Annotated in this window: 23 protein-coding genes; 20 read left to right on the top strand and 3 right to left on the bottom strand. The window is 72.1% G+C overall.

Annotated elements, in window-relative coordinates; translation table 11 throughout:
- The first annotated feature begins 23 nt into the window (after positions 1 to 23).
- Genes AB5G72_RS14360 through AB5G72_RS14325 form a run of 8 tightly spaced genes read left to right on the top strand, consistent with a single transcriptional unit; the run spans position 24 to position 10447 of the window.
- Positions 24 to 1367, top strand: coding sequence for an FAD-binding oxidoreductase (locus tag AB5G72_RS14360; protein ID WP_440220194.1), 1344 nt, complete (start codon positions 24 to 26; stop codon positions 1365 to 1367).
- On the top strand, positions 1355 to 2185 hold the full coding sequence (locus AB5G72_RS14355; RefSeq protein ID WP_440220193.1) for a creatininase family protein: 831 nt from the start codon (positions 1355 to 1357) through the stop codon (positions 2183 to 2185). The genes AB5G72_RS14360 and AB5G72_RS14355 overlap by 13 nt, the downstream gene beginning before the upstream one ends.
- Entirely contained in the window at positions 2182 to 2787 is a 606-nt protein-coding gene (locus tag AB5G72_RS14350; protein ID WP_440220192.1) for a pyridoxamine 5'-phosphate oxidase family protein, read from the top strand. The genes AB5G72_RS14355 and AB5G72_RS14350 overlap by 4 nt, the downstream gene beginning before the upstream one ends.
- Positions 2788 to 2810: 23 nt before the next feature.
- Positions 2811 to 4208, top strand: coding sequence for an amidohydrolase family protein (locus tag AB5G72_RS14345; protein WP_440220191.1), 1398 nt, complete (start codon positions 2811 to 2813; stop codon positions 4206 to 4208).
- A complete protein-coding gene (locus AB5G72_RS14340) occupies positions 4205 to 5593 on the top strand; it encodes an 8-oxoguanine deaminase (RefSeq protein ID WP_440220190.1) in 1389 nt (462 codons plus the stop codon). Before AB5G72_RS14345 ends, AB5G72_RS14340 begins: the two co-directional genes overlap by 4 nt.
- Before the next feature lie 5 nt (positions 5594 to 5598).
- Positions 5599 to 6468, top strand: a complete 870-nt coding sequence (locus AB5G72_RS14335; protein ID WP_067713669.1) for an FAD binding domain-containing protein — start codon at positions 5599 to 5601, stop codon at positions 6466 to 6468.
- Entirely contained in the window at positions 6462 to 9104 is a 2643-nt protein-coding gene (locus AB5G72_RS14330; RefSeq protein ID WP_440220189.1) for a molybdopterin-dependent oxidoreductase, read from the top strand. The genes AB5G72_RS14335 and AB5G72_RS14330 overlap by 7 nt, the downstream gene beginning before the upstream one ends.
- Positions 9101 to 10447: an amidohydrolase family protein gene (locus AB5G72_RS14325; RefSeq protein WP_440220188.1), complete on the top strand. Its 1347-nt coding sequence runs from the start codon at positions 9101 to 9103 to the stop codon at positions 10445 to 10447. Before AB5G72_RS14330 ends, AB5G72_RS14325 begins: the two co-directional genes overlap by 4 nt.
- A gap of 74 nt (positions 10448 to 10521) precedes the next feature.
- Here AB5G72_RS14325 and uraH read toward each other — a convergent pair whose 3' ends face one another.
- Together uraH and AB5G72_RS14315 are read right to left on the bottom strand one after the other, a co-directional pair.
- Positions 10522 to 10845 carry a hydroxyisourate hydrolase gene (uraH, locus tag AB5G72_RS14320; protein WP_440220187.1) on the bottom strand — a complete coding sequence of 108 codons (324 nt, stop codon included), beginning with the start codon at positions 10843 to 10845 and terminating at the stop codon, positions 10522 to 10524.
- A complete protein-coding gene (locus AB5G72_RS14315) occupies positions 10845 to 11372 on the bottom strand; it encodes a 2-oxo-4-hydroxy-4-carboxy-5-ureidoimidazoline decarboxylase (RefSeq protein ID WP_440220186.1) in 528 nt (175 codons plus the stop codon). The genes uraH and AB5G72_RS14315 overlap by 1 nt, the downstream gene beginning before the upstream one ends.
- 335 nt (positions 11373 to 11707) lie before the next feature.
- On the opposite strand from AB5G72_RS14315, the gene AB5G72_RS14310 reads away from it, so the two are divergent.
- The 12 genes from AB5G72_RS14310 to AB5G72_RS14255 all read left to right on the top strand — a co-directional run bounded on the left by AB5G72_RS14310 (position 11708) and on the right by AB5G72_RS14255 (position 24545).
- On the top strand, positions 11708 to 12028 hold the full coding sequence (locus AB5G72_RS14310; protein WP_404850541.1) for an urease subunit gamma: 321 nt from the start codon (positions 11708 to 11710) through the stop codon (positions 12026 to 12028).
- Positions 12025 to 12864: a hypothetical protein gene (locus AB5G72_RS14305; RefSeq protein WP_440220185.1), complete on the top strand. Its 840-nt coding sequence runs from the start codon at positions 12025 to 12027 to the stop codon at positions 12862 to 12864. The genes AB5G72_RS14310 and AB5G72_RS14305 overlap by 4 nt, the downstream gene beginning before the upstream one ends.
- A 57-nt stretch (positions 12865 to 12921) precedes the next feature.
- Positions 12922 to 15150 (top strand): urease subunit alpha, encoded by a 2229-nt coding sequence (gene ureC, locus AB5G72_RS14300; protein ID WP_440220184.1) that lies wholly within the window; start codon positions 12922 to 12924, stop codon positions 15148 to 15150.
- Positions 15150 to 16007 carry an urease accessory protein UreF gene (locus tag AB5G72_RS14295; RefSeq protein WP_440221506.1) on the top strand — a complete coding sequence of 286 codons (858 nt, stop codon included), beginning with the start codon at positions 15150 to 15152 and terminating at the stop codon, positions 16005 to 16007. Before ureC ends, AB5G72_RS14295 begins: the two co-directional genes overlap by 1 nt.
- A 380-nt stretch (positions 16008 to 16387) precedes the next feature.
- A complete protein-coding gene (gene ureG, locus AB5G72_RS14290) occupies positions 16388 to 17023 on the top strand; it encodes an urease accessory protein UreG (RefSeq protein WP_061228858.1) in 636 nt (211 codons plus the stop codon).
- Positions 17020 to 17979, top strand: a complete 960-nt coding sequence (locus AB5G72_RS14285; RefSeq protein WP_440220183.1) for an urease accessory protein UreD — start codon at positions 17020 to 17022, stop codon at positions 17977 to 17979. The genes ureG and AB5G72_RS14285 overlap by 4 nt, the downstream gene beginning before the upstream one ends.
- A 426-nt stretch (positions 17980 to 18405) precedes the next feature.
- Positions 18406 to 19653: an urea ABC transporter substrate-binding protein gene (gene urtA, locus AB5G72_RS14280; RefSeq protein ID WP_096907488.1), complete on the top strand. Its 1248-nt coding sequence runs from the start codon at positions 18406 to 18408 to the stop codon at positions 19651 to 19653.
- Positions 19654 to 19771: 118 nt separating this feature from the next.
- On the top strand, positions 19772 to 20656 hold the full coding sequence (gene urtB, locus AB5G72_RS14275) for an urea ABC transporter permease subunit UrtB (RefSeq protein WP_061228856.1): 885 nt from the start codon (positions 19772 to 19774) through the stop codon (positions 20654 to 20656).
- Positions 20657 to 20802: 146 nt separating this feature from the next.
- Positions 20803 to 21960 (top strand): urea ABC transporter permease subunit UrtC, encoded by a 1158-nt coding sequence (gene urtC / locus AB5G72_RS14270; RefSeq protein WP_440221505.1) that lies wholly within the window; start codon positions 20803 to 20805, stop codon positions 21958 to 21960.
- On the top strand, positions 21957 to 22835 hold the full coding sequence (gene urtD / locus AB5G72_RS14265; protein WP_440220182.1) for an urea ABC transporter ATP-binding protein UrtD: 879 nt from the start codon (positions 21957 to 21959) through the stop codon (positions 22833 to 22835). The genes urtC and urtD overlap by 4 nt, the downstream gene beginning before the upstream one ends.
- Positions 22832 to 23533: an urea ABC transporter ATP-binding subunit UrtE gene (urtE, locus tag AB5G72_RS14260; protein ID WP_082923750.1), complete on the top strand. Its 702-nt coding sequence runs from the start codon at positions 22832 to 22834 to the stop codon at positions 23531 to 23533. The genes urtD and urtE overlap by 4 nt, the downstream gene beginning before the upstream one ends.
- A gap of 307 nt (positions 23534 to 23840) precedes the next feature.
- A complete protein-coding gene (locus AB5G72_RS14255) occupies positions 23841 to 24545 on the top strand; it encodes an EcsC family protein (RefSeq protein WP_440220181.1) in 705 nt (234 codons plus the stop codon).
- A 216-nt stretch (positions 24546 to 24761) separates the two neighbouring features.
- Here the strand turns inward: AB5G72_RS14255 and AB5G72_RS14250 are convergent, their stop codons facing one another.
- Positions 24762 to 25769, bottom strand: a complete 1008-nt coding sequence (locus AB5G72_RS14250; RefSeq protein WP_082923749.1) for a DUF3039 domain-containing protein — start codon at positions 25767 to 25769, stop codon at positions 24762 to 24764.
- Positions 25770 to 25796 lie beyond the last annotated feature (27 nt).

Here is a 25796-nt window from a genome sequence, read left to right as displayed (position 1 = left end):
CCCGCACCCGATCGGAGCCCCTCGTGACCGCGACCTCCACCGCACCCGCCACTCCCACCGGCTCGACAGACTCGGCCGCAGACGTCGCCGGCCTGGTCGACGACCTGCTCGACCTGCTCGGTCCCGATGCCGTGCACACCGACGACCGCTCCCTGGACAAGGCATCGGTGGACGGGTCCTACCTCAGCCCGATCCTGCGGGCGCAGTGGCCGATCGGCCGGCCCGAGGTGGTGTGCCGGCCGACGGACGTGGAGCAGGTGCCCGCCGTGGTCCGCGCGGCCGTCCGCCGACGGGTGCCCATCACCTCCCGGGGCAAGGGCACCGGCAACTACGGCCAGGTGGTCCCGCTGCACGGCGGGCTGGTCCTGGACCTGACCGCGCTGCGAGGCGTCGACCACGTGGACACGGAGGCGGGCGTGGTCACCGCCGAGGCCGGGGTCCGCATGCTGACCCTCGAGAAGCGGCTGGCCTCCCACCACGGCAGCCAGCTGTGGATGTACCCGTCCACCGTGCAGTCGACCCTCGGCGGGTTCCTCGCCGGCGGGTCGGCGGGCACCGGCACGATCGTGCACGGCCGCAACCACCAGGGGTTCGTCGAGGCGCTCGACGTGGTCTTCGCCCACGAGGACGCCGAGATCGTGCACCTGGAGGGTGCCGACGCCCAGCCGTTCGTCCACACCTACGGGGTCGCCGGGATCATCGTGCGCGCCACGGTGCGGATCGAACCGCTGCAGGACTGGCGGTGCGTGTACGCCAGTTTCGACGACCACCACGACGCGTTCGCCGCGGTACGGCGGGTCCACCTCGTCGAGCCCGCGCCGCGCCTGTGCTCGGCGGACGGCGCCCACGTCTCCTCGTGCCTGCCCGCCGACGAGGCCATCCCCGCCGGCCGGGCGAGCCTGCGGGCGATCGTCGACGCCGCCGCGGTGGACGAGGTCCGGGCGATCATCGATGGTGCGGGGGGAGTGGTCGAGGCGGTCCGCACGGGCGTCAACGAGACGATCAAGGTCTCGACCCTGTCCTACAACCACCCCACCCACTGGCTGCAGAAGGCCGAGCCGGACACCTGGTTCCACATGGAGTGCCAGGGTGACGCCCTGGTGGAACGCCTCGACGAGGTGGAGGCCGTCTACCCGGGCGGGACCCTGCACCTGGAGGCGGGACACGGGCGGATGTTCGGGATGCTCAACGGTCACTACACCTCGCCCGAGGCCGCGTACGCGGGTGTGCCGGTGCTGGAGGAGCTGGGGGTGCGCGTGCACTCGCCGCATCAGTACCGCGTGGACCACGGCACCGAGGCCGTCCGCGCGCTGGCGGCCCGCACCGACCCGTTCGGCCTGCTCAACCCCGGGCGGTGGGAGGCGTGATCGGGCCGCAGCGGCGCTACGCCGAACTCACGACCGTCGAGGCGGGCCGGGTCGGATCCGGTGACCCCGTCGCCGTCATCCCGGCCGGGGCGATCGAACCCCACGGTCCGCATCTGCCGCTGGCCACCGACCTCCTCGTGGCCGAGCACGTGGCCGCCCACGCGGTGGCCGCCGCGGCGGAAGCGGGCGTCGACGCCTGGCTCATGCCGGCGCTGGGATATACGAAGAGCGACGAACACGCCAACCTCACCGGGGCGCTGTGGATCTCCGGGGAGACGCTGATGCGCGAGGTGGTCGAGCTCGGCTCGGCACTGCGGGCCAGCGGGTTCACCCGGGTGCTGTTCGTCAACTGCCACGGCGGCAACTCGGCGCTGCTCGAGGTGGCGCTGCGCGAACTGCGCCGCCGCTTCGGGCTGCGCACTTTCCTCTACGCCGGGCGTGCGGTCCCGGGTCCCACCGAGCTGGGCATGGGAATCCACGCCGGGTGGGCGGAGACGTCAATGATGCTGCACCTGCACCCCGAGCTCGTCGACATGTCGGCGGCCGAGGCGAGGGTCCCGGCCGGGATCGCGGAGTGTCAGCACATCGGGTTCACCGGCCCCGTGAGGTTCGGCTGGCTGGCCGACGACCTGTCCGACACCGGGGTGATCGGAGACCCCACCGGGGCCGACCCCGAGACCGGGCGGCGGTTGGTGGCCGATCACGCGGACGCCGTGGCCGGGGCGCTGGCCGAGATCGCCGAGTTCGACCCGGCGCGCGGGGTGTCCGCCGCGGCCACCGTCACCGCCGCGGCCACCGTGACGGGAGGTGCACTGTGACCGCCGTCGAGATGCCCGTGGTCACCATGCCCGGCTCCACCGACGATCCACTGGAGGCGATGGTCGCGTGGTTGGCGATCGACCCGGCGGATCCGCCGCTGGGGGTCCTGGCGACGGTCGGCCCGGACGGGACCCCGCACTGTCGGCACCTGCTGGTCTCCGGGGCCACCACCGACGGGCCCACGTTCCACACGGATTCGCGGTCCCAGAAGGCCCTGGACCTGGCCACCGACCCGCGCGCGACGCTGGTCGTGGTGTCCGCCGACCGGACGCGGCAACTCACGGTCACCGGGGTGGCCGAGCCGACCGATCGGGACGAGCACCTGACGAGCTATCACTCCCGCAGCGAGTACCTCAAGCTCCTGGCCTGGACCAACGACCAAGCGACGGCGGAACTCGCCCCGCCGGGCAGACGCCGGGTGTGGGCCGCGGCGGTGGAGCGGTTCGGCCCGTCGCCGGCGCAGCCGCCCGAGACGTGGCTGGGCATGCGACTGCGGCCCGGGTCCGTGACCTTCTGGGCCGCCGGACGCGACGAGCCCTCCCATCGGCGCCGCTTCGTGACGGACGGGCAGCGGTGGCGGGCCGAGGAACTTCCGGGCTGACACACGAGAGAACGAGAGAACCCATGATCACCTTCACCGACGCGCTGGTCCTGCCAGTGTCCGCGGACCCGGCCGCGCCCGCCTGGTTCCACGGCTGGGTCCACGTGGACGAGGCCGGCATCATCGCCGGACTCGGGCCCGGCGACCCGCCGCTCGGCCTGCCGGGCGAAGTCCACGACCTCGGCGGCGCCATCCTCGCCCCCGGGTTCGTCTCCGCGCACAGCCACCTGTTCACCGCCGGGATGCGCGGCACCGCCCCCGACGACACGCTCTACGGCTGGGTGTCGACGCTGGGCGAGATGATAGTCGGGGCGGAGGCCGAGGATCTGTACTGGTTCACCCTCGCCGGCTGCCTGGACTTCCTGCGCAACGGTGTGACCAGCGCCTACAACTTCACCCAGAGCCGGGTCGTGGCGGTGTTCGACCACGCCTCCTCGACCCTGGTCGCCGAGCGGGTCCACGACATCGACTTCCTCACCCGGCAGATCGACGCCCAGGCCGACTCCGGGCTCCGCTGCGTCACCTCCACCCGCCTCGACGACGAGCAGCTCCCCGAGGCCGAGTGCTTCGACGCGTTCGCCCACGTCACCGAGCACCGACTGCGCACCGTTCCCCGCGAGCTGGACCTGGGCGGGTCGGTGTTCGGATCCGTGCAGTGGTCGTCCTCGCCGGCCACGGCCGAGCGCGAGCGCCACGCCATGCACACCCACGGCGTGGGCAACCAGGCCCACTTCGTGGAGACCGCCGAGCACCTCGAGGTACAGCGGGCCAAGTTCGACTGGTACGACCGCGCCGGGGTCCTGGGCCCCGACTTCGCGTTCGGCCACTTCGTCCACCCCACCGACCACATGGTCCGCCGGGTCGCGGAGACCGACTCCGCCGTGATCTGGCAGGCCACCTCCAACGGCCGGCTGGGCTCGGGCATCGCCGACATCACCCGGTACCGGGACGCGGGCATCCGCGTGGGGATGGGCCTGGACGACCAGTCCTGCACCGACGTGTCCGACCCGTTCCAGAACATGCGGATCGGCCTGTACACCCAGCGCGCCGTCCACTCCGACGCCGCGGTGCTGGCCGCCCGCGAGGTCCTGCACATGCACACCCTGGGGGCCGCGGAAGCCCTCGGCCTGTCCGACCGGGTGGGCAGCGTGGAGGTGGGAAAGCACGCGGACCTCGTCGTCGTCGACCCCACCAGGCCTGCGACCGGACCGATCTGGGACCCCGTCGCCACGTACGTCCTGGCGTGCTCGCTGCGCAATCTCACCCACGTCTACGTGGGCGGACGCCTTGTCGCGGAGGGCGCGCGCAGCCTGCACCCGCTCGCCGACGAGGCCGACGCCCAGCTCACCGAGCGCATGATCCGCTCGGCCCGGGCGCGGGGGTTCACCCCGGCGTTCACGCCGGGCCTGGTGCGGGCATGACCTCCGGAGCCGCGGCGGTGCTCATCGAGAACTGCGCGGTCGCGACCATGGGCGGGGCCGGGGCCGGGAACGGCGCCGAGTACACCGCCGGCCACGTGCTGCTCGAAGGCGGCCGGATCACCGCGGTGGGGGAGGGGCCGTGCGATCCGGCGCTCGTTCCGGACGGCGCGGAACGTGTCGACGGCACGGGTTGTCTGGCCACCCCGGGCCTGATCAACACCCATCACCACCTGTACCAGTGGCTCACCCGGGGGCTCGCGGCCGACGCGACGCTCTTCGAGTGGCTCACCGCCTCGTACCCGGTGTGGGCGGGCATCGACGCCGACGACGTCCGCACCGCCGCCCTCGGTGGGCTCGCGCACCTGGCCCTCGGCGGCTGCACCACCACCACGGACCACCACTACGTGGTGCCCGCCGACGCCGGGGACGTGTTCGCCGCCGAGATCGACGCGGCCGCGACGGTGGGGCTGCGCTTCCACCCCAGCCGCGGGTCGATGGATCTGGGCCGCAGCTCGGGCGGGCTGCCGCCGGACTCGGTGGTCGAGGGCATCGACGCGATCCTCGCCGGCACCGCCGACGTGATCGACCGCTTCCACGACGCGGGCCCCGACTCGATGTGCCGCATCGCCGTGGCACCGTGCTCACCGTTCTCCGTGACCGGCGACCTGCTGCGCACCAGCGCCGAGCTCGCCCGCGAGCGGGGCGTGCGCCTGCACACCCATCTGGCCGAGACCGACGACGAAGAGGAATTCTGCCGCGAACGCTTCGGCAGCACGCCGATGGAGTACATGGAGTCGGTGGGCTGGGTGGGCCCGGACGTATGGTTCGCCCACACCGTGCACCTCGACGACCCGGCGATCGCCGCGATGGCCGCCGGCGGGATGGCGGCCGCGCACTGCCCCGTCTCCAACGGCCGCCTGGGCGCCGGCATCGCCCGCGTCCCGGACATGCTCGCCGCGGGGATCCCGGTGGGGCTGGGCGTGGACGGCTCGGCGAGCAACGAGTCGGGCGTGCTGTGGGAAGAGATGCACACCGCGCTCCTGCTCGCCCGCGCCACCCGCGGGCCCCGGGCGATGGACGTGCGGACGGCGCTGCGGATGGCCACCGTGGACGGTGCCCGCGCGCTCGGGCGGGAGGGTGAGATCGGGCGGCTGGCCGTCGGATACCAGGCCGATGTCGCACTGTGGCGCCTGGACACCCCGGCCCACGCGGGGATCGACGACCCGGTGGCCGCGCTCGTCCTGGGGTCCCGCCCGCCGATGGCCGGGGTGTGGGTGCAGGGCCGCCGGGTGGTGGCAAACGGGCGCGTGCTCACCGTCGACACCGACGCCGTGGCCCGCGACGTGGTGGCCGCCCGCCGGCGGCTGCTGGCCCGGGCGGGGTGAGGGCGGTGGACCTGGTCAGCGTCACCGCACTCCACCGACCGCGCAGCCGGGGCGAGGCGCACGCGGCCCTGCTCGCCGGCGCCACGGCCCTGGCCGGCGGGACCGCCCTGCACGGGGAGGCGCACCTGCACCCGGCCGGCGCCGCGGCCCCGCCGGGGGAGACCACCCCGCTCACCGCGCTCGTGGACCTGCTCGACCTGCGCTGGCCCGACGTCGAACCGCTGCCCGACGGCGGACTGCGGGTCGCCGCTACCGCCACGCTGCGGACCGTGCTCGACCACCCGCTCACCGCGCCCCTGCGCCCGTTCCTCCACGACGCGTTCTCCTGCCTGCTCGCCTCGTGGAAGATCTGGGGCCGCGGCACCTGGGGAGGCAACCTCTGCGCAGCCCTGCCGGCCGGCGCCGGGACGGCCGCGGCCTGCACGCTCGACGCGACCACCGAGATCTGGACCCCCGACGGCGGCACCCGCACCGTCCCCGCCGCCGAGGTGGTGGTGGGTCCGGGTCGCACCTGCCTGGCCCCGGGCGAGATCCTGCGCGCGCTCGTCATCCCCGCGGCGGCGAGCCGGGCGCGCTACGCGGTCCGGCGGCACTCGCTGGTGCCCAGCGGCCGCTCCGGCTCGCTGGTCACCGGGCGACTGGACCCCGGCGGCCGTTGCACGCTCGTCGTGACCGCCGCCGTGCCCGCCCCGGAGGTGCTCACCTGGGACCGGCCCCCCACGCCCGACGAGGCCGAGGCCGCCGTGCGCGACCTGCCCCGCTGGCACGACGACCCCCAGGGCGACCCGGGCTGGCGGCGTCACGTGGCGGGAATCGCGGCCCTCGCCGTCGTCGCCGAACTCACCCACCCCATCTACCGGGAGGCACCATGCTGATCACCGTCGACGGACGCGCGCTGGAGACCGACCCGCGCCCCGGGCAGTGCCTGCGGACGCTGCTGCGCGAGTCGGGGGTGCACGCGGTGAAGAAGGGCTGCGACACCGGCGACTGCGGTGCGTGTTCCGTGCTGGTCGACGGCGTGCCCACCCATTCCTGTGTGCTGCCCGCGCACCGCGCCGAGGGCGCCGACGTCCGCACCGCCGCCGGGGTGCCCGACGAGGTGCCGGCCGCGTTCGCCCGCGCCGCCGGGTTCCAGTGCGGGTTCTGCACGGCGGGGATGGTCACCACGGTCACCGGGCTGGGGCACGCGCCGTGCGCCCGGGACGGCGGGCCGGCGCCGAGGATCGCCGCCATGAAGGGCAACCTGTGCCGTTGCACGGGCTACCGGGCGGTCGAGGACGCCCTCGACGGCGCCCGGAATGCGTGCGCCGCCGGGGGGATCGGGAGCCCGGTCGCCGCCCCGGCCACCGAGCGCGTGGTGCGCGGCGCCGAACCCTTCACCCTGGACACCGACCTGACGGGCTGCGCGCATCTCGCGGTGCTCCGCTCCCCGCACGCGCACGCCCGCATCGTGTCGATCGACGCCTCCCGCGCCCTCGCGATGGACGGCGTGGTCGCCGTGCTCACCCACCACGACGACCCCGACGTCCTGTTCTCCACCGCCCGCCACCAGCGGCGTACCGACGATCCCGACGACACCCGCGTGCTCGACCCGATCGTGCGCTACCACGGTCAGCGCGTGGCGGCGGTGGTGGCCGAGTCGGAGGCACTCGCCCGGCGGGCCTGCCAGCTGATCGAGGTGCGCTACGAGGTGTTGCCGTCGGTCCTCGATCCCGAGGCCGCGCGTGCCCCCGGAGCGCCAGCGATCCACGGCGACAAGGGTCCGGAGTCCCGGATCGCCGACCCCGCGCGCAACGTGGTGGCCGACTGGTTCGGCGAGGTGGGCGACGTCGACGCCGGGATCGCCCGCGCGGCGCACACGGTGACCGGCACGTGGAGCACCTCGCGGGTCCAGCACACGCACCTGGAGACCCACGCGGTGATCGTGCGGCACGTCGACGGCGGGCCCCGGGTCGGCGGGTCGCTCGACATCCGCTCCTCCACCCAGGTGCCGTTTCTCGTGCGCGACGAGTTGGCGTGGATCTTCGGCCTCGACCGCGATGAGCTGCGCGTCCACGCCGCGCGGGTGGGCGGCGGGTTCGGCGCCAAGCAGGAGATGATCGTCGAGGACCTGGCCGTGCTCGCGGCCCTGCGCACCGGCCGCGACGTGGTGTGGGAGTACTCGCGCGCGGAGCAGTTCACCTCCGCCACCGTGCGCCACCCGTACCGCACCACCGTCACCGTGGCCTGCGACGACGACGGCCGGCTCACCGCTCTCGAGCTGGACGTGCTGTCCGACGCCGGCGCCTACGGGGGCCACTCCGCGGGCGTGATGTTCCACTCCATCACCGAGTCCGTGGAGCTGTACCGCTGCCCGGCCAAGCGGGTGACCGCCGAGGCCGTCTACACGACCACCGTGCCGTCGGGGGCCTTCCGCGGGTACGGGCTGGGGGAGGTGGGGTTCGCCCTGGAGAGCGCGCTGGACGAACTCGCCGACGCCGCCGGGCTGGACCCCGTGGAGCTGCGGCGGCGCAACGTGGTGCGCCCGGGTGACGCGTTGGTGAGCTCCGCGGGCGACGACGACGAGCTGGCCCTGTCCTCCTACGGACTCGACCACTGCCTGGACCTGGTGGCAGGTGCCCTGGCCTCCGGTCGCGGGGAGACCGCGCCGCCCGGGTGGGCGGAGGGGACCGGGATCGCGCTGTGCATGATCGCCACCAATCCGCCCGGGGGGCACCACGGTTCGGCCCGCGTCGAGATCACCGCCGACGGCACCGTGCACGCCTACGTGGGCACGGCCGAATTCGGCAACGGCACAGCGACCGTGCACACCCAGATCGTCGCCGAGGCGCTGGGCGTGCCGTCCGACTCGGTGGTCCTGCACGCGTCCGACACCGCCCTGCTCACCCACGACACGGGTGCGTTCGGCTCCGCCGGCACCGTGGTCGGTGGGCGCGCCCTGCACCGCGCGGCGACCCGGGTCGCCGAGCTGCTCCGCGCCGGAGCCCACCTGCCGGCGTCCGCCGAGGGGTGCGCCGACGGGCTGGGTCGGCAGGCCGCGTTCACCGTGCAGGGCGTGCGGGTGGCCGTGTGCCCCGACACCGGGACGGTGAAGGTCCTGCACAGCGTCCACGCCGTCGACGCCGGGCGGGTCCTCAACCCGCAGCAACTGCGGGGACAGGTGGAGGGCGGCGTCGCCCAGGCCCTCGGGGCGGCGCTGTACGAGCAGGTGATGCTCGACGAGACCGGCGCGGTCACCAACGCGACCCTGCGGCACTACCACCCACCCCGCATGGGCGACGTCCCGCGCACCGAGGTGTTCTTCGCCGACACCGTCGAGCCAGAGGGCGTCCTGGGCGCCAAGTCCATGTCCGAGGCCCCGTACTGCCCGGTCGCCGCGGCCGTGGGGATCGCGGTCCGGCGGGCCACCGGAGTCCGGCAGGACCTCATCCCTCTGACCCCGGACCTGGTGTGGATGAGGTCGTTCGCGCCGCGCGACGGCGGGTCTCCCGCGGCGACGGGCCGGGCGTGAGCGCGCGGGTGTTGCGGGTGACCGGTGCCTCGGCGGTCTGGTCGCCGGGGCTCGAGTCGGCGGACGTCTCCACGGTGGAGTGCGTGGACGGGCGGATCGCCGCCGCGCCGGACGATGCTGCCGCCGCGCCCGACGGCGCTGCCGTGGTCGAGACCCTCGACGCCGACGGCGGCGTCGTCACCCCGGGCCTGGTCAACGCCCACCATCACCTGCTGCAGAGCGCGTTCCGCACCCTGCCCGGGACCCGCGGGGTGGAGATGGCCGTGTGGCTGGCCCGGATGCGCGAGGCCTACGTCGCCGCGCGGGTCGACGATGAGCTGGTCGAACTGTCCGCCCGCGTGGCGCTGGCCGAGTCACTGCTGTCCGGCGTCACGACCGTGGCCGATCACCACCTCACCTGGCCGGCGGGCCCGGATCCCGTGCAGATCGCCGGTGCTGCGTACGCCGGTGCGCAGGCGCTGGGATCGCGACTGGCCTTCGTTCGCGGCACCGCCGGGGACGACCCGGATGCCGCAGTGGCGTCGGTCGAGGCGATCCACGCTGCGCACCTGCCCGGCGCGACCGGCGGGGTCACCGGCGACGGTATGCGCCAGTTGGCCGTGGGGCCGTCGGGAGTGCACGCGGACGGGCCCGCCACCTTCGCCGCCATGGGGGAGGTCGCGCGCCGGCTCGGTCTGCGGCGGCGCACCCAGGCCAATGAGCAGGTCGACGTGGCCCGGGCCGCCGAACTGTACGGACGTCGCCCCCTGGACCTGCTGGAGGAGTGGGGTTGGCTCGCCCCCGACGTCACCCTCGCCCACCTCTGCGACATCACCGACCCCGAGATCGCGTCGATCGCCGGGAGCGGGGTCACCGCGACCCATGCCCCGGCCTGCGATCTTCCGATGGGGTGGGGCGTGGCGCCGGTGGCCCGACTACGCGACGCCGGGGTGACAGTGGGACTCGGGACCTCGGGCGGTGGCAGCAACGACGCCGGACACCTCCTGGCCGACGCGCGACTGGCGATGCAGGTCGCCCCGCTCGCCGGGCGGCCACTGGACGCGCTCGAGGTGCTGGAGATGATCACCGCCGGCGGCGCCGACGGGCTGGGCCGCCCCGAACTGGGTCGGCTCACGCCGGGGTCGGGGGCGGATCTGGTGGTGTGGGACGTCAGCGGGGTCGCGGACGCCGGCGTCGCGGATCCGATCCGAGGACTGTTGTGGGCCGCACCCGGGCGCCGGCCCCGCCACGTGGTGGTGGGCGGCCGCGTGGTGGTGCGGGACTTCGAACTCGTCACCGCCGACGAGCAGACCCTGGCCGCGGAGTTGCGCGAGCAGTGCGCCCGGCGGGGCATCGGACGCTGACCGGCGCTGACCTGGGGTGCCCTGCTGGGCCGGTGCAGGGCACCCCAGGTCAGAGCGTCGGGAAGGCCCGCGGTTCAGGATCCGCGGTAGGTGCTGTACCCGAACGGCGACAGGATCAGCGGCACGTGGTGGTGCGCGGCCGGGTCCGTCACCTCGAAGCACACCACCGCCTCCGGGTAGAAGCCGGGCACTCCGGCGGCCCGGTGGTAGCCGCCGGTGTCGAAGGCCAGTCGGTACACCCCGGCCACGACCTCGACCCGAGCCAGATCGGGGCCCCGGCCGTCGGCGTCGGTGACCCCGGACGCCAGTTCCGCGCCGGCGGAGTCGGTGAGCCGGTAGCCCAGGCCGACCGCCGGGGTGCCGGTGGCGGTGTCCAGGGCGTGGGTGCTCAGCGACATCAGAGGGTTCCGGTCTCGAGCAGTCGCTCCAGCCGCAGGGCGTTGATGCCGGCCAGGTTCTCGCGGGTGGTCGCGAGTTCCTCCGCGGCGGTGAGGTCGATCCGCCGGTCGAGTTCGGCCACGATGTCCTGGGCGGTCAACCCGGTCGCGCACACGAGGAACGCGTGGCCGAAGTGCTCGGCGTGCCGACGTTGCCCCTCGGCGAGTCGGCGCGCGAGCTCGGCGTCCGCGGTGGCGGCTGCGCTCTGCTCCCGCGCCGAGGCCTGACCGACCTCCCGGGGCGCGCCCGTGTCTGCGCCGCCGCCCGCGCCGCCCGAGCCCGCGCCGATCGGCGGGTGCGCGTCGACCGCGGCCAGTACCTCGGCGTCGCTCTGCTCGGCGAGCACTCGCCGGGCCCGTGCGTGCAGCGCGTCGCGGGAACGGTACGGCCGCCCCTCCAGCACCGCGCGGGCCCAGGCCTGCGACCCGGAGAGTTCGGTCAGGACCGGCATCAGTTCCTCTGCGCGCGCGGCATCGAATCCGCCCACGGCGGGATCGACGGTCTCGGAGGAACCAGAGGAACCAGAGGAAACGGGGGGTGTGGTGGTCTCGGGCACGCGCTCATCATCGCAGCGGCAGGGGCCCGGAACACCGCCGACGCGGCAGTCGTAACACGGCGTAACAATCGGCCCCGGCCCCCTGACCTGCGGTGCCCTGCACGCCGCCCGCAGGGCACCGCAGGTCAGGGCCTCGCGCAGAGAGGGCGTGGCGAGAGGAAGGTCCGGACCGGAGGTAAGTAACACTGCCGACACACAACGTCGCTAGCGTTCAGAAACGTCGACGCGCACGTAGCGCCGCCGCCCGAGCACGAGAGGACCCCAGGATGAAGCTCACCCCCCGCGAGTTGGACAAGCTCACCCTGTTCACCGCGGCCGAGGTCGCGCGCCGCAGGCTCGAGCGCGGGGTGCTGCTCAACGTCCCCGAGGCCACCGCGCTCATCTCGTGGGAGATCGTCGAGCACGCCCGCGACGGCCGCACCGTCGCCGAGTGCATGCACCTGGGCCGGCAGGTGCTCGACGCCGGCGAGGTGATGGACGGGGTGGTCGAGCGGCTGGCGATGATCCAGGTCGAGGCCACGTTCCCCGACGGGACCAAGCTCGTCACCGTGCACGACCCCATCGGGCCGGTGGAGCAGAGCGCGTGAGCGGCCACGCGAACGGGCACGCTCACGCGCACGGCCACGGGCACACCGACCCGGCGACCGCCCGGGTCGTCCTCGCGTTGGGCCCGGAGTCCGAGCAGATGCCGGACCTGGGCATCCCCGCTGCTCGGCCGGGCCGCGATCTCGCCGACCTGGTGGAAGCGCAGGCGCGAAGGCCCGGGGGACCGGATGCGGCGGGGGAGGGTGCCGGTGTCGTCGTCGTCCCCATGACGTTCGGCCGCGCGCCCGCGATGGTCGCCGACTGCTCCCGGACGTTACGCGACGTCCGGGGCAGCACCGACCGCGTGCGGCTCGCCCCGGGCAGCGTGGCGTTGGCCGCACCGCTCGGCGACGCGACGATGCTCATCACCCGGTTGCGCGCGGTGATCCGGCGGCACGGGGCGGTGTGCTCGGCGCTCGTGGTGAGCCGCGCGATCGACCCGTTCGCCGACGCCGAGCTGTACCGCCTCGCCCGGCTCGCGCGGCAGTACGGGCAGCCCGGGCTGGTCGAGGTGGCGTTCCACGGTGGCGACGAACCCGACCCCGATCTCCCCGAGGGGCTCGAGCGCGTCCGCGCCCTCGGTGGCCGACGGCCGGTGGTGGTCTCGGCGACCCTCGCCCCCGCGCCGGTCACCGGTCTCGACCTGCCCGGCGAGGGCGAGTACCTGTTCGGCCCGGCCGTGCTGCGCAGCGTGATCGACACCCGCGTCCGCGAGGCCGTGCACCGGCTCGACCACGGCGACGACGGCATCGACGCCGCCCTCGACGCCGAGGACGGCCACGGCTACGCCCACTCGCACGTCGCCGCCGACGGCACCGTCTACACCCACTCCCACTAGCCACCCCAGCCACTACACCCCGACCTCACCCCACCCCGACGACCCCAGGAGCCACACATGTCCGGTTCGGTGCACTACCTCTACGGCGACGGGGACATCGAGCTGGGCGCCGGTCGCGCGACCATCGAGGTGCGCGTGACCAACACCGGCGACCGCGCCGTCCAGGTGGGTTCGCACTATCACTTCTTCGAGGCCAACCGGGAGCTGCGGTTCAACCGGCTCGCGGCGTACGGGCGGCACCTGGCGATCGGCGCGGGACTGGCGGTGCGCTTCGAGCCCGGCCAGACGCGGACGGTGCGGCTGGTCGACTTCGCCGGCGAGCGCGTGTGCCACGGGTTCTCCGGGCTGGTCGACGGCCCGCTCGACGACCCGGCCGTGCGCGAACAAGCGCTGGAGCGGATGGTCGCCGGGGGGTTCCTGCACAGCGGCGGTGACGACGACAGCCCCGACAACAACGACGACGACAACGACGAGGTCGCGCCCGCCCCGGACGCTGTGCCCGCAGCCGAGGGCCCGCCGACCGTGCTCCCGCGCGCCACTTATACCGATATCTACGGACCCACGGTCGGCGACCGACTTCAGTTGGCCGACACCGACCTGGTGATCGAGATCGCCACCGATCACAACGCGGTGACCACCGACGGCAGCAGCGGCTACGGCGACGAGGCCGTCTACGGCGGCGGCAAGGCGATCCGCGACGGCATGGCCCAGGACCCGGCGGGCACCCGCGCCTCGGGCGCGCTGGACATGGTGATCACGGGCGCGATCATCGTCGACGCGGTGCTCGGTGTGGTCAAGGGCGACATCGGTGTGCGCGACGGGCGGATCGTGGCCGTGGGCAAGGCAGGCAACCCGCACCTGCAGGACGGGGTGCATCCGGAGCTGGTGATCGGGCCCGGCACCGAGGTGGTGGCGGGTGAGCACAAGATCGTCACCGCCGGCGGCGTGGACACCCACATCCACTACATCGCGCCGCAGCAGGTCGCCGAGGCGCTGAGCAATGGCGTGACCACGCTCTTCGGCGGCGGCACCGGCCCGGCCGAGGGCACCAAGGGCACCACCTGCACGCCCGGCGCGTGGAACATCGGGCGGATGCTGCAGGCCGCCGATGGGCTGCCGGTGAACATCGGGGTGCTGGGCAAGGGCAACACCTCGCAGCCGGAGTCGGCGATCGAGCAGATCGTCGCCGGAGCGGCGGGGTTGAAGATCCACGAGGACTGGGGCACCACGCCCGCGGCGATCCGCTGCGTGCAGCAGGTGGCCGACGACTACGACGTACAGGTCGCGATCCACACCGACACCCTCAACGAGTCGGGTTTCTACGAGGACACCCGCGCGGCGTTCGGCGACTCCACCATCCACACCTTCCACTCCGAGGGCGCCGGCGGCGGCCACGCCCCCGACATCCTGCGGGTGTGCGGCGAGCCCAACGTCCTGCCCGCCTCGACAAACCCGACGCTGCCGTACACCGTGAACTCGGTGGACGAACTGCTGGACATGGTCATGGTGTGCCACCACCTGTCGCACGACATCCCGGAGGACGTGAGCTTCGCCGACTCCCGCGTGCGCGCCGAGACGATCGCCGCCGAGACCGTCCTGCACGACGAGGGGATCATCTCGATCTTCTCCTCGGACTCGCAGGCCATGGGCCGGATCGGGGAGTCGTGGCAGCGCGCGTTCCAGACCGCCCACCACTGCCGCGTCGAGCGGGGCCCGCTGCCGGAGGACGTGGAGGCCTCGCCCGATGGCGACGGAGGCGCGCGCAACGACAACGAGCGCGCCCTGCGCTACGTCGCCAAGATGACCATCAACCCCGCCATCGCCGCGGGCATCGCCGACCACCTCGGCTCGATCGAACCCGGCAAGCTCGCCGATCTCGTGTTGTGGCCGGTCGACTCGTTTGCCGCCAAGCCGTCGTTGATCATCAAGGGCGGGATGATCGTGTGGGCGCCGATGGGCGATCCCAACGCGTCGCTGCCCACGCCGCAGCCGGTGATCTACCGCCCGATGTTCGGCGCGTACGGCGGAGCGCTGCAGTCCACGCGGGTGACGTTCCTGTCCGCCGCCGCGATCGAGGCCGGCGTGCCCGAGGAGCTGGGCCTGACCTCGCCGTGCCTGCCCGTGCGTGGCTGCCGGGGGATCGGCAAGAAGGACATGGTCCGCAACGACCGCTGCCCGACGATCGAGGTGGATCCCGAGACCTACGTGGTGACCGTCGACGGCGAGCCCGCCACCATCGCCCCCGCCACCACGTTGCCGCTGGCCCAGCTGCACTACCTCGCGTGATGCGCGACCACCGCGACCACGACGACCACGACGACGAGGGCCGCCGCGTCCCGGATGGTGTGCCGGATGCGGGTCGTGCCGAACTGGCGACTCTGCTGTTAGCGCTGCAGTTCACCGACTCCTCGTTCCCCTCGGGCATGTACACGCTCTCGCACGGGCTCGAGGGGCTCCGGCAGTTGGGCGCTGTCGAGGCTGCATCCTCTGGCCGGGCGGGTACTGCAGGGCCTCCGGCCTATGGCGCGCACTCCGTGGCCGAGGCCGTGCACGGGATCCTGCGCCACTCGGCCGGCCCGGCCGAGGCGACCGCACTGGCCCTCGCCTGGGCGGCCACCCACGAGCACGCCCCGCCGCCGGCCGCCGATCCTGCTTGCACTAACTCTGCCGCTCTGCTCGCCGCGCTGACCCGCATCGACCGGCGGCTGCACGCCACCCGACTGACCCGCGAGTTCCGCGACGGCGCCACCCGCACCGGCAAGCAGGTCCTCGACCTGGCCGCCGAACTCCTCGACGACCCGGTGGTGTCCGCGTGGAACGACCACGTCCGGGCCCGCCGGTCGCCGGGATCGCAGTCGGTCGTCATGGGCGTGGTCTACGCCCGCGGCGGGCTGAGCCAGCGCGAAGCCGTGGCCGCGGACCTCACCGCGTTGGTCATCAGCCTGTCGGGGGCCGCGCTGCGGCTGCGACTGGCCGATCACCGCACCGCGCAGGCGCTGGTGCGCGGGGCGGCCCCGGTGATCGCCAAGGTCGCCGACGCCGCGGTGGGCCGGTCGCTGGAGGAACTCGGCGGGTTCGCGCCAGTGCTGGACCTGGCGTCCTGCCACCACGAACGCGCCGACGCCCGGCTGTTCGCCTCGTGACCCGGCCTCCACCCTCCTGACCGGAGTACCTGCGTACGAGGTAGCGCTCTGACCTGGGGTGCCCTGAAAGACGGGTGCAGGGCATCGCAGGTCAGGGCCGTGCCGGCCGGGGTGGGGCAGTTGCCGCCGCCGCCGCCGTCGCCGTCGCTGCCGCCGCCGTCGCCGTCGCTGCCGCCGACGCCGCCGCGGCAGCACTGCACGGGCTTCCTGCTGGTGATGCTCCGATTCATGGGCCCGGTCCTGCAATTGCCCGCTGACCTGCGGTGCCCTGAACGTGCGCTGCAGGGCACCCCAGGTCAGGGCGGATCCCGCCGAGGGCAGGGCCGCGCTGCGTACGCCGCGCAACACTGCCGAAACACGGCTGCACTAGCGTTCGTTGCATGGCAGAGGCACAGCAGGTGTTGCGGATCGGGATCGGTGGGCCGGTGGGCTCGGGCAAGACCGCTCTCATCGAGGCGCTGGTCCCGGAGTTGATCGCCCGGGGACGCACCCCGGCCGTCATCACCAACGACATCTACACGCAGGAAGACGCCGAGCACGTCCGCCGCACCCTGGCCGGAGTCCTGGATCCCGCCCGGGTGGTGGGCGTGGAGACAGGCTCGTGCCCGCACACCGCCGTGCGCGACGACCCCACCATGAACCTCGCGGTGGGGGCGGAGATGCTCGAGGACCACCCGGACGTCGACACCCTCATCTACGAGTCCGGCGGCGACAATCTCACCCTGACGTTCTCGCCGGCGCTGGTCGACCTGTTCGTCTTCGTCCTGGACACCGCCGAAGGCGAGAAGATGCCCCGCAAGCGCGGGCCCGGCATCACCGAGTGCGACCTGCTGGTGATCAACAAGATCGACATCGCCCAGTACGTGCGCTGCGATCTGGGAATCATGTCCTCGGACGCTGACCGCGTCCGATCGGGCAAGCCCGTCGCGCTCACCGACTGCCTCTCCGGGACCGGCATCGCCGAGGTGCTCGACTACTTCGAGTCCCGCCGGGTGGAACTGCTGCCCGCACGGTGAGCGACCGGCTGACCCGGGCCGCCGACCCGGGGTTCGTGTGGCCCGCCGTCGCCGCCGGACCGCAGTCCGGGCCCGGCGCGCTGCCCGTCGGCTCGCCCGGCAAGGTCGGCGTGCTGGACCTGGCCTTCCGCCGGGACGGCCGCGGCCGCACGGTACTGGCCGAACGGTTCCAGAAGTCGCCGCTGCAGGTGATGCGGCCGCTGCACATCGACCCGGTCCTCCGCGAGATGCCGACGGTGTACGTGATGTCGACCGGCGGCGGGATCGTCGGCGGCGACCGGCTGGACATGGAGGTCCGTCTGGCCGAGGGCGCGCACGCACTGGTCACCACCCAGGCCGCGAACCGCGTGCACCGGATGGACGTCGGCTACGCCACGCAGGACGTCTCCCTGACGCTGGGCGCCGGCGCGGTGTGCGAGTGGCTGCCGGACCCGCTCATCCCGTACGGCGGCAGCCGGTTCCAGCAGCGGCTGCGGGCTGAGGTGCCCGACGACGCCGTGCTCATCGCTGCCGACGTCCTCACCGCCGGACGCGTGGCCCGCGGGGAGCGCTGGGACGTGGACGCCTACGTCTCGGCGGTGGAGATTTCCCGCCCCGACGGCACCCTGCTCGCCGTGGACACCACCCACATCACCCGCGACGAGGCCGGCCATCCGCTGGTCACCGGCGACGCCGACGCGATCGGGGCCCTGTTCGTCGTGGCGCCCGGCCCGGCGGAGGAACTCGCGGCGGTCATGCGCGACGCGGCCGAGGCGATCGGGTCCGCGACCCCGAACTCGGATGGCCTTGATGCGGCGGTGTGGTGCGGGGTGAGCACCCTGCCCGACGGCTGCGGCGCCTGGCTGCGGGTGCTCGGCCGCGGGCAGGAGAACGTGGAGGCAGCGGTGCGCGCGGTGTGGTCCGCCGCGCGAGTCCATCTCCTCGGTGCGCCGGCGCCGGACCTGCGCAAGAGCTGAGAGCCGGGCCGGCCCCGAGAGACGACGGCCACCGCCCAGCCCGCCGACGCCCAGGTATGCGCCCTCTATGGACCGTTCCGCCAGCACATCCCGCGCGTACGCGTACATAGAGGCATCACAAGCCGAAGGGGACGCGTAACCCCGCGCAGGAGCGGCGTGCGGGCTCAGCCGGCCGCGCCCGCGCACTTGTATCGCGGGGTGGACGAGAAACACAGCGTTCACACAACGCCGGTAGAGGCAACGGTGGCGAAACACCGGCGACTCAGCTGACTCACATCATGTCCTTACCTTTATCCACATCGCGCTTCGAGCCCCGCAGCCCGCGGGAGCACTCGACAGCCGGTCAGTGAAGGTCAGGTCAACCACGTGAACTCCACCTCCATCTCCTCTGGGAAGACAGCTCGCGCGAGCCAGACGCCGCGCTCGATCCGCACCCGGCGTGCACTGGCCACCGCCGGCCTCGTGATCCTGGGCGCGGGTGCGCTCACCGCCTGCGGCAGCCGGACCGGCGACACCGCCGCGGCCGCCGCCGAGTCCTGCGTGGACACGTCCGGCGACACCATCAAGGTCGGCTCGTTGCACTCGCTGTCCGGGACGATGGCCATCTCCGAGAAGACCGTACGTGACTCGGTGGCGCTGGCGATCGAGCAGATCAACGCCGAGGGCGGGGTGCTGGGCAAGCAGATCGAACCCGTGGTGGAGGACGGCGCCTCCGACCCGGCCGTGTTCGCGGAGAAGGCGCAGAAGCTCATCACCAGCGACTGCGTGGCCGCGATCTTCGGCGGCTGGACGTCGTCCTCCCGCAAGGCGATGCTGCCCGTGGTCGAGGACGCCAACGCGCTGCTCTATTACCCGGTGCAGTACGAGGGCCTCGAGGCGTCGGAGAACATCTTCTACACCGGCGCCACCACCAACCAGCAGATCGTCCCCGCCCTGGAGTACCTCAAGGAGCAGGGCGTGGAGTCCATGTACCTCGTGGGCTCGGACTACGTCTTCCCGCAGACCGCCAATCGCGTCATCAAGGCGTGGGCCGAGGCCAACGAGGTCGAGATCCTCGGCGAGGACTACACCCCGCTCGGCTCGACCGACTTCTCGACCATCGTCAACAAGGTGCGCACCGCCAACCCGGACGCCGTGTTCAACACGCTCAACGGCGACTCCAACGTGGCGTTCTTCCGCGAGTACTCCAACGCCGGCCTGTCCGCCGAGGACACCCCGGTGGTGAGCGTGTCGATCGCCGAGGAGGAGGTCCAGGGCATCGGCGCCGCGAATATTGACGGCCAGCTGACCTCGTGGAACTACTACCAGACGATCGATTCGCCGGAGAACACCGCGTTCGTCGACGCGTTCAAGGCGAAGTACGGCGCGAACCGCGTCACCTCCGATCCGATGGAAGCCGCGTACACGTCGGTCTACCTGTGGAAGAACACGGTCGAGAAGGCGGACTCCTTCGCCGTCGACGCCATCCAGGACGCCGCCGACGGCGTCAGCTTCGACGCCCCCGAGGGCACCGTCACCATCAACGGCGAGAACAACCACATCTCCAAGACCGCGATCGTCGGCGAGATCCGCCCCGACGGCCTGATCTACGAGGTGTGGAGCTCCGGCGAGGCGATCGAGCCCGACCCGTTCCTCGAGTCCTACGACTGGGCCGGCGACCTGTCCGGGAACTGACGCCCGACCGTCAGCCCGGATCACCCAGCCCCGCCCACCCCGCCCGACCCACCCCGCTCCCGGCCCGTCAGTCGGGAGCGGGGGAGGGGGAGGGCGGGACCCGGAGAAAGGAGCCGATGTGGACATCCTCATCGGACAACTCGCGACCGGATTGAGCATCGGCTCCATCCTCCTGCTCGCCGCCCTCGGCCTGAGCCTGACGTTCGGCCAGATGGGCGTCATCAACATGGCCCACGGCGAGTTCATCATGGCCGGCTGCTACACCGCCTACGTCGTCCAGCAGATCACCGCCGCCTCTGGGATGAGCCTGCTGTTGTCCCTGGCCCTGGGTTTCGTCGTCGGCGGCCTACTCGGCGTACTGCTCGAGGTGACACTCATCAGACGCCTCTACGCCCGTCCACTCGACACCCTGCTCGTGACGTTCGGTGTGGGCCTGGTCCTGCAGCAGATCGCCCGCGACATCTGGGGCGCCCCGGCCGTCAACGTGGCGGTGCCGGAGTTCCTGCGCGGCAGCGTCGAACTGCTCGGCGCGTCGGTGCCGCTGACCCGCGTGTTCATCTTCGTCCTGGCGATCACCTGCGTCGCCGCGGTCATGGCCGCGATGAAGTTCACGCCCATGGGCCGGCGAATCCGGGCCGTCACGCTCAACCGTGACCTCGCCGAGTCGTCGGGTATCAGCTCCCGCCGCACCGACATCACCACGTTCTTCATCGGCTCCGGCCTGGCCGGCGTCGCCGGGGTGGCGCTCACGCTCATAGGCTCAACGAGCCCGACGATCGGCCAGTCGTATCTCATCGACGCGTTCCTCGTGGTGGTCGTGGGCGGCCTCGGCCAGCTGCGGGGCGCCGTGATCGCGGCGTTCGCCCTCGGGGTCCTGCACTCGTTCTTCGAGTACTCCACCACCGCGTCGGTGGCCAAGGTGCTCGTGTTTGTCGCCATCATCATCTTCCTGCAGGTGCGCCCGCAGGGCCTGTTCGCCGTCAAGACCAGGAGCCTGGCATGACCAAGACCATCTCCGTCACCCGAGCGGCTGGCGGCGCCGACTCCGCCGACTCCGCTGCCACCACCGCCCCCGATCCCGCCGCCGCGCCACCTCGGCGCACCCGCGCCCGGCGCCTGCTGACCGGCGACGCCGAGCGGCCCCGGTGGATGTTCTGGGCTGCGCTCGCGGTGGCCGCGCTGATCATCTTCGGCCTCGCGCCCGCGCTGCTCAGCGGCTTCCGGCTGAGCCTGCTGGCCAAGTTCTTCTGCTACGCGATCGTCGCCAGTGGCATCGGTCTGGCGTGGGGGCGCGGCGGCATGCTGACCCTCGGCCAGGGCGTGTACTTCGGCGTGGGCGCCTACGCGATGGCGATGTTCCTCAAGATCTCCGACGCCCGCGACCGCGGAGGCGCCGACGCGCTGCCCGACTTCATGCAGATCGCCGGGATGCGCGAGATGCCCGGCTACTGGGTGCCGTTCGCCTCGCCCGGGTTCACGCTCGCGGTGATCCTGCTGGTCCCGCCGCTCCTGGCGTTCGGGTTCGGTTACCTGGTGTTCAACCGCAAGGTCAAGGGCGCCTACTTCGCGATCCTCTCGCAGGCCCTGGCCGCCGCCGCCGCGATCTTCCTCGTGAGCCGGCCGGAGCTGGGCGGGTCCAACGGGCTCAACCGCTTCACCGGGTTCTTCGGTTTCGCACTGTCCGACCCGGCCAACCGGCGGATGCTGTACTTCCTCGCCGGCGGCGCGCTGCTTCTCGTGGTGCTGCTGGTGCGCCAGCTCATGAACTCCCGCTTCGGCGAGCTGCTCGTGGCCGTCCGTGACCAGGAGGAGCGCGTGCGGTTCCTCGGCTACGACCCGGCGATGGTCAAGTCGTTCGCCTACGCCGTGGCCGCGTTCGCCGCGGGGCTCGCCGGTGCGCTGTTCGTGCCGATCGTGGGGATCATCTCGCCGTCGGCGATCGGCATCGCTCCCTCGATCGCGTTCCTCATCGGCGTCGCGATCGGCGGCCGCGCCACGCTGCTCGGCCCGGTGCTCGGCGCGATCGGTGTGGCCTGGGCGCAGACCGCGTTCTCCGAGGCCTACCCGTCGCAGTGGACCTACCTGCAGGGCATCTTGTTCATCGTGGTGGTGGGGTTCCTGCCCGGCGGCCTGGCGTCGCTGTTCGTGATGCGGCGTCGGCGGGCGAAGGGCCAGGAGCCGACCGCGCCGACCACGACGACCACGACGACGACGACGAACTCCGCCACCTCCGACCGGCCCGCCACCGCCGAACCTGATCCCGATGCGCCGGCGTCAGGCGCCGCTTCCCCCGAGGAGTCCCGATGACCCCGTCCACCGCCTTCGGCATCGGTGCCGCCCTCTCGGCAGGCACCCTGACCGGCGCCGAGATCGGCCTGCCCGGCTCCGGCGCCCGCAAGAACGCCCGCACCCGCTCCGGTGAGGGAGGCGCCGGCACCTACCTCGAGGTCCGCGACCTGACGGTGACGTTCGACGGATTCAAGGCCGTGGACGGTGTCGACCTCACCCTGATCCAGGGCGACCTGCGGTTCCTCATCGGACCCAATGGCGCCGGCAAGACAACCGTGGTCGACGCGATCACCGGGCTCGTGCCCGCCACCGGCACCGTCGACAAGTCCGGTCAGCCGGTGCTGGGGCTCAAGACGCACAAGATCGCCAAGATGGGCATCGGCCGCACGTTCCAGACGGCGTCGGTGTTCGAGGACCTCACCGTGGAGCAGAACCTCGACATCGCCGCCGGCGCCCGCCGCGGCCCGCTCACCCTGCTGCGGCGCCGCCACGGCCGGGAGGACAGGGTCGCCGATGCGCTCGAGACCATCGGGCTCGGGCACCTCGCCGGCACCAAGGCAGGGGTGCTGGCGCACGGGCAGAAACAGTGGCTGGAGATCGGCATGCTGCTGGTGCAGGACTCCGACGTCATGCTGCTCGACGAGCCCGTCGCCGGCATGGGCGCCGAGGAGCGGCAGGCCACCGGGGAACTGCTGCAGCGGATCGCCGCCGACCGCACCGTCGTGGTGGTGGAACACGACATGGACTTCATGCGGGCCTTCGCCACCACCGTCACCGTCCTGGCCGCGGGCAAGGTGCTCGCCGAGGGCACCGTCGCCGAGATCCAGGCCGACCCCAAGGTGCAGCAGGTCTACCTGGGCACCGCCGCCGCGACCGAGGAGACCCCACGATGACCGCACTGCTCAAGATGACCGGCGTCCGCGCGGGCTACGGCGGCTCTGAGGTCGTCCACGGTGTCGACCTCGAGGTTCCGGCCGGCGGAGTGGCCGCGATCCTCGGTCACAACGGCGCCGGCAAGACGACGCTGCTGCGGACCGCGGTGGGGCTATTGCCATGCAAGGGCGGCACGATCGAGTTCGACGGCGAGGACATCACCTCCCTTCGTCCACACGCGCGGGTGGCCCGCGGGATCGGCTACGTCCCGCAGGGACAGCAGTCGTTCACCCAGCTCACCACGGCCGAGAACCTGCAGCTCGTCGCCGATGGGCGCAAGCGCGGCAAGGCGCTGATCGACGAGTCGCTGGACCTCTTCCCGGCGCTGAAGGAGCTGCTCGACCGCAAAGCCGGACTGCTCTCCGGCGGCCAGCGGCAGCAGTTGGCGATCGCCCGGACGCTCATCACCGAACCGCGGATGCTGGTGCTGGACGAGCCCACCGAGGGCATCCAGCCCAACGTCGTCGCCGAGATCGAGCGCATCATCGTGGACCTGGCCTCCCGCGGCGACCTGTCGGTCCTGCTCGTCGAACAGCACGTGGGTTTCTCGCTGCGGGCCTCGGACGTCTATTACGTCATGGAGTCCGGGCGGATCTCGCACTCAGGCGCCTCTGATGCGACCGCCGCCCACGAGGTGTCGGCGGCGCTGGCGATCTGAGTCCGCGCCGACCGACCGCGCCGCCCGACAGCGCCTCCGCCTGCACCCGGGCCGCCGCCCGCCGACACCGCCGCTGACCTGGGGTGCCCTGGACGACCCGTGCAGGGCGCCCCAGGTCAGAGGGGTCGGACCGGCCACGCCGCGGGCGCGCGTCCCACACCGAATTGTCGACACCGTTAACCGCTCGGGGCAAAGACTGCTTGTTCTCTTCTCGGCGCCGAGACTCCCTCCCCGGCGCCGCGGGCTCACTGATCGGCCGCAGTGAGAGCGAACCGTTCCCTCCGGCCTGTGCGAAAGGCGCCCCCTCATGGCGATTGCCCAACCCAAGCGTGTCAAGGAGATCACCAAGTCGATCTCCGAAGGCGATATGGAATCGGCGGCCACGTCGACCATCAACTTCATCCTCGATTCGGGAGTGAACGGCTTCGGGCCAGTCAAGGGTGCGGAGACCATCGCCGACGAGGCGCTCAAGCACTCCGGTGGCGACGCCGAAAAAGCCATCGAGCGGATCATTGCCACGCACACCAGGGTCGTGGGCGCGTCGGGGTTCGTATCCAGACTCGGTGGTCTGGCCACGATGGCGGTGGCCATTCCCACGGATGTCACCGTCTTCTACACGCGAGCCACCCGCATGATCGCGGCGGTCGCACACCTGCCTGGCTATGACGTCCACAGCGAAGAGGTCCGCAGTGTCATCGCGGTGTCGCTGATCGGATCCGCCGGTGTCGAGGCGATGTCCAAGGCCGGAGTCGAGATCGGTACCAAGACGGCGATTGCGGCCCTGAAGAAGGTGCCGGGCACCGTCCTGACCAAGATCAACAAGGCGGTGGGCTTCCGTCTGGTCACCAAGTTCGGCACCACGGGGTTCATCAATCTGGTCAAGGTCGTGCCGGTGGCGGGCGCGGCCGTCGGCGGGACGATCAACATCGCGGGCATCCGATCGATCGCCGGCTACGCGAAGAGCAACTTCCCGGCAGTTGACCCGGTGGTCGTTCCGGGCACTGTGGTCTGAGCCTGCCGTCTGACAGTCGGCCCCCTGTCGCGTTGCGTCGAAACCCCCGCTGAACTGCGATGCCCTGCAGGGCCCGTTCAGGGCATTGCAGGTCAGCGCCTCCAGGAGAGCGGGGCCCGCGTCTCCAATCGGGTCGCTGGTTGTCCACTGGGGGTCGGCGGCGCAGGGCCATGAGGCCACCTCGGCGTGTCAGTATGCCGATGCCCCGACGCCTACTCAGAGTGCCGCATATCTCTCCGCGCATTTGGGACAGAGGGGCAGCGAGTGATGGTCTTGCCGCGGGACGAAAAAAGGGCCGCAGAGTGCGCGTACGGCTTCCCCGTTAATCGTCTTGCCCGCAAGGTGCTCACGATGGGTGTAGTGGCTCATCGACCCCGGCTCAGAGAGAGCCAGGTCGCCCGCTGCCACCAAGGTCGCCAGAGCCTCCCGTCGCTTCGCCCAAGCCCCCGGGTCCGCGATGTTGGAGTAGATGTCCCCGTAGCGATCCCAGCCCTGCTCTGGCGGATCAATCGAGATCAAAATTCGAATCGTCAATTGCCATAAGAGATCACTCGCAGCGAAGCGTGGCTCAGGCGTGATCTCCACGGTGATTTCGTCCGCTCGATAGTCATCTTCGCGCACGGCCTCCACGCTGAAGTTCACGTGAGCGAGATCGCCTACTCCGGGGATCGGATGGTGGACTCGGGCTCGGTACTCCCCACCGGAGTGAACACTGCGCAGTGCGTCAAGAACTGTTCGCTGGGCCTCCAGTTCCCACTCGGTACGGAGGCGTGCTGCAGTCTCCTGCTTGAGAAGTCGCACATCAGCGTCGTTCGGAAGCAAGTGATCGACGGACCCGCGCTTGTCAGCCCGCGCGACCTGCTTGTAAAAGTCGTCGCGGTCCTCATGGTTGCCTTTCGCGAGTCCAGCAACCAGAAGCCAGCAGACGCCTGTCTCGCTGTCTATCCAGACCCCGCCCCGCCACTGCGATTGTTTGATCTCCAGGAGCGGCAACCGTGTCGAGCCTCCTATGGGCCCGACGTAGTTGTCGTTGTCGTTGTCGGGGCCGAAGGACTCCATCGCCTTCGCAACGATCGGATGCGGAAGTTCACTGAGTGGATGTAGGTCGGACAACCGCTCATCAGCCAGGGCTCGCCGCGGGAGTGCCGAATCCCAATCTGACGTCAGGTCCTCGCGGAGCACGCGGAGGGTTGGCCGAGCGCGACGATTGTGCACGCCGTCCATATTGCACGACGCCTAAGACACTCAGGG

This window comes from Dietzia sp. MNB45, from assembly GCF_051994785.1.
Taxonomy (GTDB): Bacteria; Actinomycetota; Actinomycetes; order Mycobacteriales; family Mycobacteriaceae; genus Dietzia; species Dietzia kunjamensis.
The sequence above is the reverse complement of the archived record's forward strand: the minus strand, read 5'-3'. Positions and strand labels throughout refer to the sequence as shown.